The organism is Marinobacter azerbaijanicus, assembly GCF_030250645.1.
Lineage (GTDB): Bacteria > Pseudomonadota > Gammaproteobacteria > Pseudomonadales > Oleiphilaceae > Marinobacter > Marinobacter azerbaijanicus.
The window spans coordinates 51,847-69,121 of sequence record NZ_JASSVS010000008.1; the positions used below are offsets into that span (position 1 = coordinate 51,847).

Annotated in this window: 17 protein-coding genes; 11 read left to right on the forward strand and 6 right to left on the reverse strand. The window is 58.2% G+C overall.

The features are described 5' to 3' along the window. Nucleotides 1-39: 39 nt before the first annotated feature. A complete protein-coding gene (locus QPM17_RS15465) occupies nt 40-639 on the forward strand; it encodes a YjaG family protein (protein WP_285391750.1) in 600 nt (199 codons plus the stop codon). 68 nt (nt 640-707) lie between these two features. After that, nucleotides 708-1,979 (forward strand): valine--pyruvate transaminase, encoded by a 1,272-nt coding sequence (locus QPM17_RS15470; RefSeq protein ID WP_285391751.1) that lies wholly within the window; start codon nt 708-710, stop codon nt 1,977-1,979. An 11-nt stretch (nt 1,980-1,990) separates the two neighbouring features. Here QPM17_RS15470 and QPM17_RS15475 read toward each other — a convergent pair whose 3' ends face one another. The 3 genes from QPM17_RS15475 to purM all read right to left on the reverse strand — a co-directional run bounded on the left by QPM17_RS15475 (nt 1,991) and on the right by purM (nt 4,577). Further along, nucleotides 1,991-2,746 carry a DUF3108 domain-containing protein gene (locus QPM17_RS15475; RefSeq protein WP_285391752.1) on the reverse strand — a complete coding sequence of 252 codons (756 nt, stop codon included), beginning with the start codon at nt 2,744-2,746 and terminating at the stop codon, nt 1,991-1,993. A gap of 89 nt (nt 2,747-2,835) precedes the next feature. Then, the gene (gene purN, locus QPM17_RS15480; protein ID WP_285391754.1) at nt 2,836-3,516 is read right to left on the reverse strand and encodes a phosphoribosylglycinamide formyltransferase; all 681 of its coding nucleotides are present in this window, start codon (nt 3,514-3,516) and stop codon (nt 2,836-2,838) included. After that, nucleotides 3,513-4,577 (reverse strand): phosphoribosylformylglycinamidine cyclo-ligase, encoded by a 1,065-nt coding sequence (purM, locus tag QPM17_RS15485; RefSeq protein WP_285391755.1) that lies wholly within the window; start codon nt 4,575-4,577, stop codon nt 3,513-3,515. The genes purN and purM overlap by 4 nt, the downstream gene beginning before the upstream one ends. A gap of 227 nt (nt 4,578-4,804) precedes the next feature. On the opposite strand from purM, the gene QPM17_RS15490 reads away from it, so the two are divergent. The 5 genes from QPM17_RS15490 to QPM17_RS15510 are packed head-to-tail and all read left to right on the forward strand — an operon-like array spanning nt 4,805 to nt 8,567. Then, nucleotides 4,805-6,097, forward strand: coding sequence for a DUF2066 domain-containing protein (locus QPM17_RS15490; RefSeq protein ID WP_285391756.1), 1,293 nt, complete (start codon nt 4,805-4,807; stop codon nt 6,095-6,097). A 33-nt stretch (nt 6,098-6,130) separates the two neighbouring features. Next, nucleotides 6,131-6,691, forward strand: a complete 561-nt coding sequence (locus tag QPM17_RS15495) for a CDP-alcohol phosphatidyltransferase family protein (RefSeq protein ID WP_285391757.1) — start codon at nt 6,131-6,133, stop codon at nt 6,689-6,691. Continuing rightward, on the forward strand, nt 6,688-7,386 hold the full coding sequence (gene hda / locus QPM17_RS15500) for a DnaA regulatory inactivator Hda (protein WP_285391758.1): 699 nt from the start codon (nt 6,688-6,690) through the stop codon (nt 7,384-7,386). The genes QPM17_RS15495 and hda overlap by 4 nt, the downstream gene beginning before the upstream one ends. 35 nt (nt 7,387-7,421) lie before the next feature. Continuing rightward, nucleotides 7,422-8,219, forward strand: coding sequence for a ParA family protein (locus tag QPM17_RS15505; RefSeq protein ID WP_285391759.1), 798 nt, complete (start codon nt 7,422-7,424; stop codon nt 8,217-8,219). 9 nt (nt 8,220-8,228) lie between these two features. Next, nucleotides 8,229-8,567, forward strand: a complete 339-nt coding sequence (locus QPM17_RS15510; RefSeq protein WP_285391760.1) for a YqcC family protein — start codon at nt 8,229-8,231, stop codon at nt 8,565-8,567. A gap of 4 nt (nt 8,568-8,571) precedes the next feature. Here the strand turns inward: QPM17_RS15510 and nadC are convergent, their stop codons facing one another. Next, nucleotides 8,572-9,420 carry a carboxylating nicotinate-nucleotide diphosphorylase gene (gene nadC, locus QPM17_RS15515; protein WP_285391761.1) on the reverse strand — a complete coding sequence of 283 codons (849 nt, stop codon included), beginning with the start codon at nt 9,418-9,420 and terminating at the stop codon, nt 8,572-8,574. Nucleotides 9,421-9,642: 222 nt separating this feature from the next. Between nadC and QPM17_RS15520 the strand changes: the two genes are divergently transcribed. The 4 genes from QPM17_RS15520 to QPM17_RS15535 all read left to right on the forward strand — a co-directional run bounded on the left by QPM17_RS15520 (nt 9,643) and on the right by QPM17_RS15535 (nt 15,716). Continuing rightward, nucleotides 9,643-11,946: a DUF1631 domain-containing protein gene (locus QPM17_RS15520; protein WP_285391762.1), complete on the forward strand. Its 2,304-nt coding sequence runs from the start codon at nt 9,643-9,645 to the stop codon at nt 11,944-11,946. Between the two features lie 100 nt (nt 11,947-12,046). Further along, on the forward strand, nt 12,047-12,673 hold the full coding sequence (gene ampD, locus QPM17_RS15525; RefSeq protein ID WP_422732774.1) for a 1,6-anhydro-N-acetylmuramyl-L-alanine amidase AmpD: 627 nt from the start codon (nt 12,047-12,049) through the stop codon (nt 12,671-12,673). Then, complete coding sequence (gene ampE / locus QPM17_RS15530; protein ID WP_285391763.1) at nt 12,673-13,560, forward strand: regulatory signaling modulator protein AmpE; 888 nt, start codon at nt 12,673-12,675, stop codon at nt 13,558-13,560. Before ampD ends, ampE begins: the two co-directional genes overlap by 1 nt. Nucleotides 13,561-13,685: 125 nt before the next feature. Next, nucleotides 13,686-15,716, forward strand: coding sequence for a methyl-accepting chemotaxis protein (locus QPM17_RS15535; RefSeq protein ID WP_285391764.1), 2,031 nt, complete (start codon nt 13,686-13,688; stop codon nt 15,714-15,716). 40 nt (nt 15,717-15,756) lie between these two features. Here the strand turns inward: QPM17_RS15535 and QPM17_RS15540 are convergent, their stop codons facing one another. Further along, nucleotides 15,757-16,314 carry a cob(I)yrinic acid a,c-diamide adenosyltransferase gene (locus tag QPM17_RS15540; RefSeq protein WP_285391765.1) on the reverse strand — a complete coding sequence of 186 codons (558 nt, stop codon included), beginning with the start codon at nt 16,312-16,314 and terminating at the stop codon, nt 15,757-15,759. Then, the gene (locus QPM17_RS15545; RefSeq protein WP_285391766.1) at nt 16,314-17,273 is read right to left on the reverse strand and encodes a ketopantoate reductase family protein; all 960 of its coding nucleotides are present in this window, start codon (nt 17,271-17,273) and stop codon (nt 16,314-16,316) included. The genes QPM17_RS15540 and QPM17_RS15545 overlap by 1 nt, the downstream gene beginning before the upstream one ends. Between the last annotated feature and the right edge of the window lie 2 nt (nt 17,274-17,275).

Consider the following 17,275-nt stretch of genomic DNA (forward strand, 5'->3'; position numbering starts at 1 on the left):
CACGGTCCCGGCAAGCAACACCCTCAGGAGAGATCCAAAGTGAATGCCAATCAGTTTCTGAAAGCGGTATCACAACTGCAGGGCTGGCGGGAATTCACCTTCCTGATGGCCCTGGCGGAGCGCTCCTTCCCCAATTACGCCCTTTTTGCGGACGCCGTTGAACTTAAAACCGGTGCAAAAATGCGACAACTGCTAGATCTGGGCTGGGAAATGTTGCAAAAAGACGCCTCCGAGGCGGCCATTCCCCAGCTGCTGGCAAAGCTGGAAGCCCTGTCCCCGGATGTGAATGCCTACGATGCCTATGGTGTATACCCCGCTTTCGATTTCTGCCAGCTGCTGGAGCAGGCGTTGCTGAACCGGTTGAATCCGGGCAAGCATCGCGCGACCGAAGCATCACAGATGGCCACGGCTACGGTGGTGAACTTTATTGAGCTCTCGGAAGGGGAAGATCTGGAAGAGGACGAACTGGTCCGCCTGCTGGAGCAGCATCCGCTGATGAAAGAGGACAAGGTGTTCCAGCGTGAGCTGGTGCTCGCCCTCAAGCGCCAGCGTACGCCCACAAGTCAGTTTGTCGAGCGCATCCGCGCGGATGCCGCTAATGATGGTGTGAGCAATCTTGGCATCTCCCTGAACGACTGACCGGCGGCGATGCCGGCTCTGTCCTACACTGGAATGACAACCCGATTTAACCGATACAGACACGCATCATGAAACTCTCTTCGTTCGGCCGAAAATTTACCGCAGATGCGGGCATCACCTCGTTAATGGATGACCTGGGTAATGCCCTCGCATCCGGCGATGACATGATCATGATGGGGGGCGGAAATCCCGGCCACATTCCGGAGATCCAGGCGCGGGTGCAGCAGATCCTGGGGGATATGGCCCGGAGCGACGGTGACACCCGCCGGTTGGTGGGTATTTACGATCCACCTCAGGGCGAAAAGCAGTTTATCGCCTCGCTGACAGAGCTGCTGAACCGGGAGTATGGCTGGGGCCTGAAGCCGGAGAACATCGCTCTAACCAATGGCAGTCAGGCTGCCTTTTTCATGCTCTTCAACATGTTCGGCGGTGACTATGGTGACGGTGTGCATAAGCACATCCTTTTGCCACTGGCGCCGGAATACATCGGTTACGCCGACGCAGGGATCGAACCCGGCCTGTTTCACGCTGTGCAACCCGATATATCGTTTACTGACGCCCACGAATTCAAGTATCGAGTCGACTTCGATGCGGTTGAAGTTACTGGAGAGACCGGCGCGATCTGCGTTTCCCGTCCCACCAATCCCACCGGCAATGTTGTAACCGACGAAGAGCTGGCCCGGCTGGAAGCCATGGCGCGACAGCACAATATTCCGCTGATCGTGGATGGCGCCTACGGCACACCCTTCCCGAACCTGCTGTTTGTGGACGCCACGCCCCACTGGAATGAGCAGGTGATTCTGTGCCTGAGTCTTTCCAAGTTCGGTTTGCCGGCTGTGCGTACTGGTATCGTTATCGCCGCAGCACCAGTGATCAAGGCGTTGTCAGGCATCAATGCCATCATGAATCTGGCCACTGGCAGCTTTGGTGCCATGCTTGCCGAACCGCTGGTGCGTTCCGGGGAAATCCTGTCCTTGAGCCGTGACGTGGTCTGCCCCTTCTACAAGGCGAAGATGGAGCGGGCTGTTGCCGTATTCCGTGACGCCATGGGCGAAGACAGTTGTCGCTGGTATGTCCACAAGCCGGAGGGCGCCATGTTCCTGTGGCTGTGGTTTCCGGATTTGCCCATTTCCAGCTTGGAGCTTTATCAGAGGTTGAAGGAGAGAGGTGTGCTGGTGGTGTCCGGTCACTATTTCTTCCCGGGGCTGCCGGAGGATGACTGGCGTCATCGCCACGAATGCCTGCGGGTGACCTATTCCCAGGACGATGAGCGGGTTGCCGAGGGGCTGCGCATCATTGCCGATGAAGTGAAGTCGGTCTGGGCTGCTGCCAGGGCGTAGAAGCGTGCTGGTCAATGGCCAATCGTGGCCTCGTTGATGGTCAATTCATACTCGCTGCCATCCGGCTCCACTTGCAGGAAGCGGATCAGCAGGTGGTTCCTTTCCGGTGCGAACCACATCAGCGATTGCCGTTTGCTGCTGCTGTCACGGACTTTCTCTGCCTTGAGGGTTCTTATTTCCTCGCCGTTGGCGTTCAGGATTTCCTCATCAACGACGGCAAAGCGGTCGGTGTCGTAGTCGCCCTTGTCCACCACGCGGTATTCCATTTCACGTTTGCCTGCCTTGATGTCCTGGCTCAGTTGAAGCTGGTAGCCCATTGGGTCAAGGGTGCCTTTCTCCAGCTCCATGGAAAACTTGTCGCCCTCATGGTGGCCGCTGACCACCATGTTGTCCCAGTCAAAGTTGATCGCTTCCTTCCTGTCCCTGATCAGGAAGCCGGACAATTTGTAACGGTAACGCAGAGGGATAACCCGGTTGTTCTCCCAGCGAAAAATGAGGGATTCATCGATATCGGCAATAAAGGAGTCCACGTCGGTGCGAAATCGCCAGGTGCCGTCGTCCTGCTGCTCCAGAATGCGGCGGGCGCTGCCGCTAAGCGAGATGCCCTTATCCATGGATGCGTTGTAGCTGAGTTCCATGGGTTGGAGGGGAATCTCCTCTGTCTCCTCGGTAGTCTGTGTCTCCTCGGCAGTCTGGGCCAGGGCTGCGCCAGAAAGCAGCAGGGCCAGCATGACGAGCCGGGCTGAGGAGCTGTGTTTCATGGGCATACGGTTTCTCCGGTTACGCAATACAGGGATTCCTGTCCCTGGGTAGTCTAGCGCGCCTGAATGCTTCCACAGATGACGATAAGTTTACTTCAGGCGGTGACTGCGGAACTGTCGTCAGGAAGCACCAGAGGTCTGTTCAGGGGCTGGCCGTCGAAAACCACATAGTCTGTGCCCAATTGAATTCGCCCTTCACAGAACCAGCGGACAACAATGGGGTAAAGCAGATGCTCTTTCTGCTGGACCTTCTCCGCCAGGGACTCCGGGGTATCGTCCGGTGCCACGCTGACTTCGGCCTGGGCAATGACCGGGCCGCCATCCAGTTCCTCGGTGACGAAATGAATGGACACGCCATGCACCTTGTCTCCTGCCTCCAGAGCGCGCTGGTGGGTATTCAGGCCGGTATACTTCGGCAGCAGCGAGGGGTGAACATTCAGCATGGTGCCGCGGAGCGCCCGCACAAAATCCGTAGTCAGGATTCGCATGAATCCAGCCAGGACGATCAGGTCCGGGTTATGGCGGCGAATTTCTGCCATCAACGCACCGTCGAACTCCTCACGGGACCCGTAGCGGGTGTGATCTACGGTAAAAGTGTCGATGTTCGCCTGGGCAGCCCGCTCCAGGGCAAAAGCCTGGGGCCGGTTGCAGCCTACGGCCACGATCTGGCCGGGAAAATCGCGTTCCCGGCTGGCGTCAATGAGGGCCTGGAGATTGGTGCCACTTCCCGAGGCCAGAACCAGAATACGGGGTGCGGTTACTGAATCTGCCTTCATACCGACAACAGCCCTGGTGCATAGCGAACAGAGGCCGAGGCGGCTGAGTCGTCTGCGGATTCAATCACGCCAATCTGCCAGACCTTTTCACCCAGAGCGTTCAGGGTGTCCATTGCCAGCTCACGCTGATTGGGAGGCACGCAGACGATCATGCCCACGCCGCAGTTGAAGGTGCGGTACATCTCCTCACTGGCAACTCCGCCGGCATCCTTCAGCCACTGGAATATCGGCGGCAACTTCCAGCTGTCGGTGTCGATAGCGGCGACCAGGCCGTCAGGCAGGACCCGGGGAATGTTCTCTGGCAAGCCGCCGCCAGTGATGTGGGAAAGCGCATGAACATCCACTTCACGGGCCAGCTGAAGCAGGTTTTTCACGTATATGCGGGTCGGGGCCATCAGGGCATCGCCAAGGGTGATGTCACCGATGGTCTGGCTCAGGTTGGCATTGCTGACCTCGAGAATCTTGCGGATCAGTGAATAGCCATTGGAATGCGGGCCCGAAGAGCCCAGCGCCAGCAGAGCGTCACCGGCCTGCACGCGGCTGCCGTCGATGATCTCGCTGCGCTCGGCAACACCCACACAGAAGCCGGCCAGGTCGTAATCGTCGCCTTCATACATGCCGGGCATTTCGGCAGTCTCTCCACCCACCAGGGAGCAGCCTGCCTGTTCACAGCCCTTGCCGATACCCTCAACCACCTGGGCCGCCACATCCACGTTCAGTTTGCCGGTGGCGTAGTAGTCCAGAAAGAAGAGGGGTTCCGCGCCGCCCACGACCAGGTCGTTGACGCACATGGCAACAAGGTCGATACCAATGGTGTCGTGTTTCTGGAGCTGCATGGCGAGCCTGAGTTTGGTGCCCACGCCGTCTGTGCCAGACACCAGAACCGGTTCATGGTAGCCCGGGGGTATGGCAACCATGGCGCCAAAGCCTCCGAGGCCGCCGAGAACTTCGGGGCGGCGGGTGCGAGCAGCCGTGTTCTTGATTCGGTTGACGAGTTCGTTTCCTGCGTCAATATCAACGCCGGCGTCACGATAGGTGAGGGAGGGCTTCTGTTCGCTCATGGTGTGCTTAACCGTTTGGTTTGGACAGTGGGTCAGGCGCCGGATTTTAACAGGTGCGGAGTGGCGCTCCAAATGCAATTGCCATGTTTGCTGTTGTGTGGGCGCTCGCAGGCTGTATTGACTTTCTGCAATCCCGGTTAGCTACTCACACCATGGGGCTTGGTGTATCCTATGCGCCATTCAGACGAATTGCAGGGTGTTTCATGCCAGACTCAGGAAAAATCTCGATGCAGGCAGCGCAAATAATCCGTCGGTCGGTGCGGTTATTCGGTCTTCTGGCGCTGATGGCTGCGCCGGCGGCCGCTGTCACGGTCACCGGACTCTATTCTGTGGAGGTGCCGGTGGCGAGTTCCCAGCCATCGGATCTGGAGCAGGGCTATGCCGACGGACTGAGCCAGGTTTTTGTCCGTGTATCGGGCACCCGCGATGTGCTTGGCAACGAGGGCGTTGAGGCATTGCTGGACGATGCCGAATCCCTGTTGCAGTCATATCAGTTCCTGCGTTCGGATGAGGGCAATCACCGCCTGCGCATGTCGTTTGGCGCGGTGGGCGTCAATCGCGCTCTTGCTTCCGTTGATGCGCCGGTATGGGGTGCTAACCGGCCGCTGACACTGGCATGGATTGCGGTAGAGGAAAGAGGCCGTCGTACCCTGGTTCATGCTGACGGGGAGAGTGCTGCCGAGGATGACGAGTGGCGGGAGGTTTTTCAGGATGCCGCTGTCAGACGCGGACTGCCGGTGAGTCTGCCCCCGGAGGATTTTCAGCAGGAGCGGGAATTGTTGTCTGATATCTGGGGCCAGTTCACCTCCAGTGTCCAGAGGGCTTCTGAAGACCTTGAGCATGATCTGATCTCATTGGTGAGGGTCAGCCGGTCCGGCTCACAGTGGCGTGCTGGATGGGTGTTCGATGGCATGGGGCTGGACAGTACGGAGCAGTCAGTAACCGCCGATACCAAAGAAGATCTGGCCGCGAGGGTTATCGGGCGTTGGGCAGAGATGTTTGCAGATCGCTATGCGGTTGCAGGTAGCGATGTGGGCGAGTCGCCGCAAGTGGACATCGTGGTGCATGGTGTGACCAGCCTGACGGATTATGCACGGGTGAACGGCGCTCTCAAGAAGCTTTCCCCGGTTGTGGAGGCTGGCGCCACCCAGGCCAAAGACGACCAGCTGAAGCTGCGGGTTGTTTTTTCCGGGGAAATGGAACAGCTGAAGCAGTACATTGCCCTTGATCCCCGTCTGGTACCGCTCTCTGATGCGGAAGTGTCCAGGATGCCCGCTGCTGGCGGCGACGACACCACTGAAGACAAGGCTGACGAGCAGGTGTTGGAGGCCCCGGAAGGCGGTGTTGCGCTGGCAGAAGACAGCACTGAGAATGCCGATGCCTCCGCCAACCCCCTGTTTGTGTATCAACCACTACTGGTGGATGAGCAGGAGTCTGAGCAGGCATTCGAGTCGCTATACCAGGTGCTGCATTACCGCTGGCAGCCTTCCCCTATCATTGACTCGGAAGACGGAGAGTAATTTTCGGGTGCTGAAGGTCGAGGGAGGCGTGTCATGAGTGCGCACCGCTGGCGTTGGATTCCCAATGCGCTGACGTTTCTGCGCATACTGCTGATCGCCCCCTTCGCTGCTGCTCTCCTGGCCAAGGAATACCGGCTTGCCCTGGTAATCTTCTTCGTTGCGTCAGCCACCGATGCGATTGATGGTTTCCTCGCCCGCCACTTTGACTGGCGCACCAGGCTGGGCGCCATTGCGGACCCTCTGGCTGACAAGGCGCTGTTGATTACGGCCTACCTCATGCTTACCCTGACCGGCGTCCTGCCGCCATGGCTGTTCTGGCTGGTTCTGGGCAGGGATCTCCTGATTGTGTGCGGTGGGCTGGCGTTCCACTATGGCGTCGGTCGGTTCGAGTTGCAGCCCAGCATTCCCGGAAAACTCAACACACTGATTCAGATATTGGTGGCTCTCGCGATTATCATTCTGCTGGCAGGCCTGCCAATGCAGCCATGGGTAATTGACGCTGGTATCCTGCTGGTAGCGGTTTCCGCAGTGTTCAGTGGAGGGCATTACATCGGCATCTGGAGCCTGAAAGCCTGGAGGATCAAGAGACAGTGAGTGCTTCTCAACTGGTGCTGGGCGTCAAGCTTCGGGACGATGCCCGGTTCGATAATTTCCACGGGGACAGGAATGCGGCGGCAGCGGCGCGCCTGAAGGATGCCTGCGAGCAAAGATCACCGGTGCCCGTTGTCGCGGTCTGTGGCGACGCCGATACCGGCAAGAGTCATCTGTTGCAGGCCGTCTGTCACCTTGCCGAGCGTCGCGGACAGAGTGCCGTGTGCGTCAGTGTGGAGGAGTTATTGCCGTTCGGGCCGGACGCACTGGCAGGGCTGGAAAACCAGTCGGTGATCTGCCTTGACGACCTGGATCTCATTGCCGGCCGGGAAAACTGGGAAGAAGCGGTCTTCCATCTGTACAATCGGGTTAATGATGGTGGCAACCTGATGGTCGTCAGCCTGTCCGAAGTGCCGGGCGAACTGCCATTCCTGTTGCCGGATCTGGTATCACGGTTGCGCCACGGGTTGACGATTCAACTGGGCATCAACCGTGACGATGACCGGCTCCGGATTCTGATGGCCAGGGCCGAGCAGCGGGGGCTGGTCCTCGGTGATGATGTGGCGGCATTCATACTCAAGCGTGCGCCAAGAAAGCTTGCCGATCTTCTGGCGATTCTGGATCGTCTGGACGAAAACTCTTTACGTGCCCAGCGCCGACTCACGATACCGTTTGTGAAGTCAGTGATGGGCTGGTAGCTGAAAAAATACAGGGAACAGGTCAGGGGACAGATATGAGACGAGTCGTGTTCAATCAGAAAGGCGGTGTCGGTAAATCCAGTATCACCTGTAACCTGGCTGCCATCAGTGCTGCCAGGGGCAAACGCACACTGGTCGTCGATCTCGACCCCCAGGGCAATTCGACCCACTATCTGCTTGGCAGGCCGGCAGCGGAGCTCAAGGACACGATAGCGGACTATCTGGAGCAGACTGTCGCTTTTACGGTGTTTAACCGCCGCGCCGACGAGTTTGTTCATGCCTCGCCTTTTGACAATCTGTTTGTCATGCCGTCGAGTCCCGAGCTGGACTTTCTTGAGCGCAAGCTGGAAGCCAAGCACAAGATCTATAAATTGAGGGAAGCGCTCAAGAAACTGGGGGAATCCTTCGACGAGATTTATATCGATACGGCTCCGGCGCTGAACTTCTATACCCGTTCGGCGCTGATCGCCGCACAGCGGTGCCTTATTCCTTTTGATTGTGACGACTTTTCCCGACAGGCTCTCTACAGTATTCTCCACGAAATTCAGGAATTGCAGGAAGATCACAACGAGGATCTGGTCGTGGAAGGCATTGTCGCGAACCAGTTCCAGCCAAGGGCCAGCCTGCCCAAACAACTGGTCCGCGAGTTGATTGAAGAGGGGCTTCCTGTGTTGCCGGTGAGGTTGTCCAGCTCGGTTAAGATGAAAGAGTCCCACCAGAGCCGTCAGCCGCTGATTCACATGGCTCCGAAGCACCCTCTGACACGACAGTATGAAGACCTTTACCGGGTGCTTCACGGAGAAACTGTTGAACTGGAACCACTGGCCGACTGAGAGTGAACCATGGCAAGACGGTCTGACCATACCGCCCGCGTGGCGGACAGCCTGCTGCAGATCGAGATCGAGTTACGGCGGATTGACGCCTGGGAAACTGATCCACCACCTGACGAGGCATTACAGAGTACAAAACCGTTTGCGGTGGATACCCTGGAATTTACCCAGTGGCTTCAGTTTGTATTTGTCAGCCGCATGAAGGTGCTGATTGAAAACGAGCACCCATTGCCAGAAGTATCGGGAATGGCGCCTATGGCGGAGGAGCATTTCCGGGGCAGAACCGAATCCGGTCATCGCCTGATTCGGGAGCTGGCGGAAATGGACCGGCTGCTTTCGGCGCAGTCCTGATCCGTCAGCCTGTTGTTTCAAGCCGCATGGACAGGTCCACGGCGCGCACATCCTTGGTCAGCGCCCCGATGGAGATGTAGTCCACGCCTGTTTCTGCCACCGGCACCAGGGTCTCGCTGTTAATGCTGCCAGAAGCCTCCAGTTTTGCTGCACCGGCGGTGCGGCTGACTGCCTTCTTCATATCGTCGAGCGAAAACTCGTCCAGCATGATGATATCCGCCCCGGCGGCAAGGGCCTGCTCGAGCTCATCAGAGTTCTCGGTTTCTACTTCCACGGGACGTCCAGGGGCTATGCGGCGGGCTTCCTTCACTGCGTTGGCGATCGACCCGCAGGCGGCAATATGATTTTCCTTGATGAGGAACGCATCCCAAAGGCCAATGCGGTGGTTATGGCAGCCACCACAGGTCACTGCGTATTTCTGGGCAAGGCGCAGGCCCGGAAGGGTTTTCCGGGTATCGAGTAGCTGCACCCCGGTATGGGCAACCCGACGGGCGTATCCTGCGCAGGCAGTGGCAACGCCTGAGAGCATCTGAAGCCAGTTCAGAGCCGTGCGCTCTGCGGTGAGCAGGCTGCGGGCCGGTCCTTCCATCGTAAACAGCAGCTGGTCGGGATCGACCTTATCCCCGTCGCTAACCTTCCACGCCAGAGAAACCTGGGGATCCACCTGCCTGAAAACTTCTTCAACCCACGCTCGACCAGCAATGATGGCGGTTTCACGAGTGACAACCTGCCCACGACTTATCCGGTTTTCCGGTATCAGCATAGCGGTGATGTCGCCATCTCCAACATCTTCCCTGAGGCTTTGGGCGACATTTTCGATACGGGACTGGCGGAGCAGTTCGGCTGGGATCATGGTTGGAATTCCGGTCGTTTCTGGGTATGGGTGACGCAATTGATTCGGGACACTGATTCTAAAGCCCGCCAGTGAATTCGCCAAACAGAAGTGAGTCACACTGCTAAACTGTGATGTCCATCACTTAAACACAAAAGGTGACAAATTCTGACACAAGGTGACGTGGGTAGGCCCTAAGATGTGCAATAACACATCTCTTTTGTCACCGTCCGGAGTAGCCGAATGGCGCAGGATAACAAGGTTGTAAGTTTCAATACCCGGAAGCTGCCAGACAGGTTTTCCCTGCCGGGTTCGCTGGTGCGCCTGCGTGACGTATCGGGTCAGTCGCTGAAGGCAGTGATGTCCGGTTTCTTTGACAGAGCCGACGATGCTCTTTTCGAGCTGGCGGACAAAGCCGGCACCAATCAGGACCAGACCGCCTATTTCGACGCGATGCGGGAACTCAGGTTGCGCCGCAAGAGCATGACGGTTTCAGTTCTGCAATACGTCAGTCGTGCCTTCAACGAAATAGGCCGCTTCCGCCCGGGGGGTGGAAGCGGCAGTCTGGATGAAGTCGACCAGGACTCACTGGCGCTGGTGGACCACTCCGAGCTTGAGCAGCAGGTGGCCATAGACAACCTGATCAACAAGCTTCGTAACCAGCACGCCGAACTGATTCGTCTGCTGAATGTCCGGGTTTCTCACCTGGTGCCATCTGTAAAGCTTGATGACAGCCAGATGCCCCTGAGCCCCGAGGTAATCTGCGGTGGCGTTGCGGAAGCCTGCGCTGACCTGGAAATAGACATCCGGGCCAAACTGGTGGTGTTGAAGCTGTTTGACCGTTTGCTGGTGGGAATTCTGGGCGACGTGTACAGGGATGCCAACAAGACCCTGATTGCCGAGGGTGTCCTGCCAGATATGCGCCGCGCCCCGACAGGCGGTCGCTCCCCTTCCGGACGGGCAGCTCAGGGGGCAGTCCAGGGTGGGGGTGTATTGTCAGCGCGACACGGGGATGAATCCACAGGACCTCTGACAGCGCCCTCCGATGATGTCCGCGCCACCTTCTCTGAACTCAGTGCACTGTTGCATCAGGGGCAAGGGCAGGGCGGCGAGGCCGGATTCCCGTCCGGAAGCGCCGGGTTGATGGATACCGGTGTTCTGATGTCGCGATTGAGCGATATACAGGCGCAGTCTGTCCATTGGGGGCAGGGCGAAGTGGTGCCACTGTCTGAGCAGCTGCAGCCAGTTTTCCGGGCGGAAACAGGGGGCAGGCTCAATGTCGGCCAGGTAGACAGCGATGTTATCAACCTGGTCTCCATGCTGTTTGACTTTATCCTTGAAGACCGCCAGTTGCACCCCGTCATGAAGGCAGTCATCGGGCGTTTGCAGATTCCGGTGTTAAAGGTGGCGCTGAGCGACAGGAACTTCTTTAACCGCGGCGGGCATCCGGTGAGGAAGCTCCTGAACGAGCTTGCCATGTCAGCCATTGGCTGGACCGAGAAAAAAGCAGGCCAGCGTGACCCGTTACGGGAGAAAATTGAATCCGTTGTTGACCGCGTCCTCAATGAGTTCACCGACAACGTCGAAATATTCAGCGAGCTGCTGAGTGATTTTGGTCATTTCATGGACCTGGATCGCCGCCGCCGAGAGCTGGTAGAGCAGCGTCTTCGCGATGCGGAGGAGGGTCGGGCCAAACAGGAAAGGGCCTCGAAGGCCACGGAAGCCCTGTTGGCCGAAGAGATGGCTGGCCGTGAGCTGCCGCCCCAGGTAGTCACCCTGCTGAACGAAGCCTGGTCCAAATATCTGCAGTGGATCGTGCTGCGGGAAGGCGAGGACAGTGACCGATGGCAGGCAGCGGCCGCATTGACCCGTCGCCTGGTCTGGAGTGTTGACCCGAAGCCGATTGAAGATGGCACCCGCAGTGAATTGCTGAGGGCAATCCCCGGCATTGTGGACGGGCTGCGATCTGCGTTACAGGAAATAGCCTGGGACCCGTTCGCCACCGATGCGGCCATTCGCGATCTTGAGCTGGCCCATGTGGACGTATTTCAGCGGCTGGTGACAACATCCCGGCGTCCCGCACCAGTCGAAGAGCCGGCACAGACGAAAGCGCCCGAGGTTGAGCATCCAGCGCCCGCGCCGGAAGAGGCACGGGAAAGCGCAGTGCCGGCACCCGCGCCAGCGGCTCCGGAACCGCAACAGGCGTCCACGCTGGAAACCGCCAGTACCGAGCCTGCTGTAGCCCCTGTGGCTGACAGTGAACCTGACCCACAGTGGTTGGCGCGTGCCGAGGGTCTTCGAGTCGGGTCCTGGATTGAGCTGACCCGCGACGGCAGCAAGATTCGCTGCAAACTGGCTGCCTTTATCAAGGCGACCGGCAAATACATCTTCGTTAATCGCAGTGGTGCGAAAGTGGCCGAATACCAGCGTGAGGAGCTCGCGGCCGCCCTGGCTGCTGAAGAAATCACCATGCTTGATGATGGCCTCATTTTTGACCGTGCCCTGGAGTCGATCATCGATAACCTGCGAAGCAGTCGCAAAGACTGACCGTATAGCGCAGCCGGTAAGTTTGTGCTTCAATCACAGGCATAAACCTAACAGAGACGGATGGTTATGAAACATCCGTCGCCGGCCTGCTGGAAACACATTGTCTGAACAAAATACGTCCGACCGTTCCATTGACCCTTCTGAAACTCCGGCTTCAAGGCTGCGCCGCACCGGGCGTGTGACCATGGCCCGTTGGTGCCCTTCACCGAACTTCGGCCCGCGCCCGGATAACGCGCGCATTTCACTTCTGGTGGTACACAACATCAGCCTGCCGCCAGGGAAGTTCGGTGGTGACGCCATAGAGCGCTTTTTCTGCAATCAGCTGGATGCTGCCGAACACCCCTATTTCCAGACCATTGCCGGCATGAGGGTGTCCTCCCATTTGCTGGTGCGTCGTGATGGCTTGCCCGTGCAGTTTGTCAGCCTTTTGGACAGGGCGTGGCATGCAGGTCGATCCTGCTTCCGGGGAGAAGAAGAGTGCAACGACTTCTCAATCGGGATTGAGTTGGAAGGAGCGGACGACATTCCCTATACCGCTGCCCAGTACCAGACGCTTGTGGAACTGTCGCAGCAGATCATTGCGGCCTGGCCGGAGATCACCCCGGACAGAATCACAGGTCATAGTGATATTGCACCGGGCCGCAAAACCGACCCTGGGCCCGCCTTTGACTGGTCCCACTACCGGAAAATGCTGGATTCCCGGCATAACGAAGAGGGGGGCGGCTGATGGTATTGGTGGTGTTTCTGCTGGCGTATCTGACGCGTCGCAAGCTCGATGCAGCAAATCTCTGGTCTGTCGATCCTCTTTGGCGTGCGGCCTTCCGTCGCAGTAGCCAGGTGCGCGCAGGGAAGGAATCGGCGAAGTGGAAAGGGTTGTTCATGGTGGCTCTGCCGGCGCTGTTGCTCGGTCTTTGCGAGTGGTTCCTGGGTGAGCAGGGCTGGAGAGTGGCTGCCTACCCACTGGAGTTTCTGTTGCTGGTCATGCTGATGGGCGCGCCAGGTTGGCGATCTCCCCTGGAAGCTTACAGTGCATCGTGGGCCAGGGGCGACATGCAGGCCGCATGGCACCATATCAAGGACCTGCTCCCGGCAGGAGAGCGCGGAGCCGCGGTCTCGCCAGACGCCATGCACCTGATACTGTCGCGCACCCTGATGGTGACTGTTTTCGAACGGTTTTTCCTGATTGCCTTCTGGTACGTGCTGGGAGGTATTACCGTCGCTTTTTTTGCAAGGGGCGTAATAGCGTTGCGGGACCACTGGCCACAGGCAGCAGCAAGGCCCGGCTTTGCTGCCCTGGCCGAGGTGTTGAACTGGTTACCTTCCCGACTATTGTCGCTCACCTTTGGCGTGGCCGGGGACCTTGCCGGCTGGATGAGTGAAGGCAAACGTACTCTGACCGGTGTGGCGCTGAAAACTGACGAGGTGTTGATGGACGCCGCCAACGGAGCATTGACAGGTTATGCCCTGGATCCGGGGCGATTTTCACGGATTCACCCCGATGAATGGGCGAATTATGGTCGCCGCAGCCTGGATGCCATCCGGGACCTGCTGAGCCGCAGCATGCTGGTCTGGATCTGTGCGCTGGCCCTGCTGGTGATTGCCGGGGTCAGATAGGCCTCGTATGTTAATAAAAGTTACATTTATTCGCCGAAAAATACTCAAGTTTGTAGTACTTTAGTCGACAATATAAACAAATAGAATAAAGTTTCATTCGTTCCATGCCTTTTGTGGGGGTAAACGTGAACCAGCTTATCAAGCCTGCAGTGTCCTTGATGAACCGGCTGCCGATGTTCTACAAGTTCAGTCTGATCAGCGTCCTGTTCCTGCTGCCTATCGTTGCCCTTTCCTGGCTGGTGATCAGTGAGCTGAACCGTTCGGTGGAAACCATTACCCGGGGTGTCGAGGGGCTGGAGCAGCTGGAGAAAGTCGACACTCTCCTCCAGGCGTCTGTTGAATACCGTGACTTCCGGGCACCGGGCAAGATCAAGGATGAGAGTGAATTGCTCTCCAGGTCAGACGAGGCCGCCGACAGGATTGACAGCATTCTGGGCGAGCTGGTCAGTGCCAACGCTCGTTTCGATACCTCCGGTAACTGGTCGGACCAGGTTGCGACGCTGCAGGAAGAGTGGCAGGAATTGAGGGCAACCGACAGTTACCAGGGCAACATCGACCCGCAGTTCAAGTATTATCAGGAGTTTGTCCAGAAGGTCCGTGCCATGCTTTCGGCCACCATTGAGATTTCCGGTCTGGGACAGGATGCCTCGCGGGAGAACCTTCTGTTGCTCGGGCTTGTGCGTGAGGCGCTTCCGGATGCCGAGGGCATTATCGGCAGGGCCCGCTCTTTCGGGATCTATGCCTTGCTGGAAGGGCAGGTGGGTTACAGCCTCAGTGATGTGCTCAACGAAATCTACGATCAACTGACTAATCGATCCTCGCTTCTGGGCCCCGCCCTTTCTGTTGCACTTGATGCGTCTCCGACGCTGGCGCAGGAAGCCGGCAATGCTGTGCAGGGCATTGAGGGAAGTCTGATCGATATTCGCGACGAACTTGATCAAAATGTTATCACCCCCATGCGCCTGGAGCTGCCATGGCAGGATTTCAACAGCACGGTAGAGAGCCAGCTGCTCTACTATGACGCCTTTACGAAGGGCATATTCGACGTGGTCAGCCAGAACCTCAATGCACGTCTGGATGATGAGATTGAACAGCGGCGGCTGATTATTGTTGCTCTGGTTGTCGTGCTGCTGGTGGTGGTGTATCTCTACGTTGGTTTCTTCATGTCGGTGCGCCTTGCTATCAACCGGTTCAGCGAAGCGGCGCGCAGTGTTGCCGCAGGCGATATGACGGCACACATTGAGCTGGATAACCGCGATGAACTGGGTGAGCTGACCACAGAGTTCAACAGTATGACGGACCGCATTGCCGAGCTGATCCGGTCAGTCAGCAGCACTACGTCAGACGTTGATAGCCAGGCAACCCGGGTCAACGACACCGCCGCCGCCAACAGTGAAGCGGTGGCCCGTCAGATGGAAGAGTCCGGCCAGATCAACGAGGCCATGAGCCAGATGGTCGAGGCGGTTAACGAAGTAACGGAAAGCGCCCACCGGGTTTCTGATAGCGCCAGTACGGCGGAGAAAGATACCGAAAAAGGACGCGAAGTGGTCGCTGATACCGTTGAAACCATTAACCGGCTCGCGACCGAAATTTCCGGTGCGGTTGGGGTTATTAACCGTGTTAACACGGATAGCGACAACATCAGCCAGGTGTTGGTGGAAATCAAGGCTATTGCCGAGCAAACCAACCTGCTGGCGTTGAATGCCGCTATTGAGGCAGCTCGCGCCGGAGAACAGGGCAGGGGCTTTGCCGTGGTTGCAGATGAAGTGAGATCGCTGTCCCAGCGCACTCACAAGTCCACGGAAGAAATTGAAGGTATGATTTCCCGTCTGCAAAGCGGCGTGAAAGAGGCAGTGGCGGCCATGACCAATAGTCATGATGTCACCGAAACTACCGTCAGGAAATCCTCGGAAGTCACCGAGGCGTTGGACCGGATAGCCCAGGGCATCTCGACCATCGTGGATATGAGTCACCAGATTGCCCAGGCCGCGGAAGAGCAGTCTGCGGTGGCGAAAAACGTAAATACCAATGTTGAGCAGATCAGTGTGCTGGGCCAGAAAACGGCGGACAATGCAGAGGAGACGCTGGCGTCCTCCCGCGAGATGTCTCAGCTGACCGCCTCGTTGCAACGACTGGTGGAAGCCTTCAAGGTCTGATGGCGACAGGGCCTCCGAACCGGAGGCCCATGTTAGCAGTCTAGATTCCGGACTTTTTCTGTTCCCACAGAATTTCCTCTCCCCCATTACGTCTCGCCAGGCTACGGGCGAACACGAACAGCAGATCCGATAACCGGTTCAGGTAATGTCTGGAGTCGGTATTGATAGAGTCCTCATGGCTCAGGGCAACAACGACCCGTTCAGCGCGGCGGCAGATGGCGCGGGCCATATGGCACTGGGCTGCAGCCGCGGACCCGCCCGGGAGAACAAAGTTCTTCAGGGGCGGCAGGTGTTCGTTGTGGGAATCCAGGGTCTGTTCCAGCCACTGGATGTGGCTGTCACCGATGACCTTGCTGCCGGGAATCGCAAACTCCCCGCCCAGGTCGAACAGGTGATGCTGGATACGGCGCAGGCTCTCCACGAGCTCATCATCGCTATCCAGGCACTCGATCAGCAGCCCGATCTGACAGTTCAGCTCGTCCGCCGTGCCCATGGCTTCCACCCTTTGGGCGTTCTTGGCAATGCGGTTGCCGTCGGCCAGCCCGGTGGATCCGTCGTCCCCGGTACGTGTATAGATTTTGGAAAGGCGATTGCCCATCAGGATGCTCCCGGCGTGATCTGGTTGGTTGGTGTCCCGGCTTTTGCATCAGCCGACAGTTGTTGTACCTGTTCTGTCAGCATTTGGTTCACCGGGACGTCGATTCCATGTGCCTGTCCGCGGTGCGCAATATAGCCGTTGATGAAATCGATCTCGGTGGTCCGGCCCTGTTGCCGGTCGCTCAGCATAGACGAGGTATTCTTTGCCGTGCTTCGGGCCACGCCTTCAATGCGCTCGCGGATTGTGGCAGGTGTTAATGGCTGACAGCCCTCCGCTGAGAGCACTGCCGCGATTTCCCTGCACAGGTCGTCGATATGTTGCTGATAGAACCCGTTACCCAGAATGTCGCCGTTGCGGCAGTTGAGAATGGCGGTAAAGGCATTGATGCCGGCATTGATGACAAGTTTGTCCCAGAGTCTCTGGTGGATGTCGGTGGCAGGGTGAATGGCAAGGCCGCTGGTGGCGAGGGCCCGAACCACCGGCTCCAGAACCGGTTTTGCGCTGTCGGTGAGGGCTCCGACCCAGGTTTGCCCCCTGCCGGCATGGACTGTATGACCGGGCTCCGGGCGATTGGCTCCTTCGGTGGTGCTGGCCGCCAGGACTGGCCTTTGCGGCCAGCGCTCTGCGACGGACTGTTGGCTGCCCATGCCATTCTGGAACAGCACAATGGGTGTGTCTGGGGACAGTTCCGGCACCAGGGTTTCCAGAGCGCTGAGGGTATCGCCCGCCTTGGTGGTGACCAGCAGCAGGGAGGGACTGTCTGCAGGGCTGGTCAGCCAGGGTACGGTGACGGGGATGGTAACACCATCGAACCGTTCAAGCGTGTATTCCAGTGCGGCTTTGCCCGGCCCTCCAGAGGAACCGGGGCGGGGTATAAATGCCACTTTTCCGTCTGGCAGATACCCCGCCCAAAGCTGTCCGAGGGCGCCGGCCCCCAGAATGGCAATGCGGCCGTTCATGG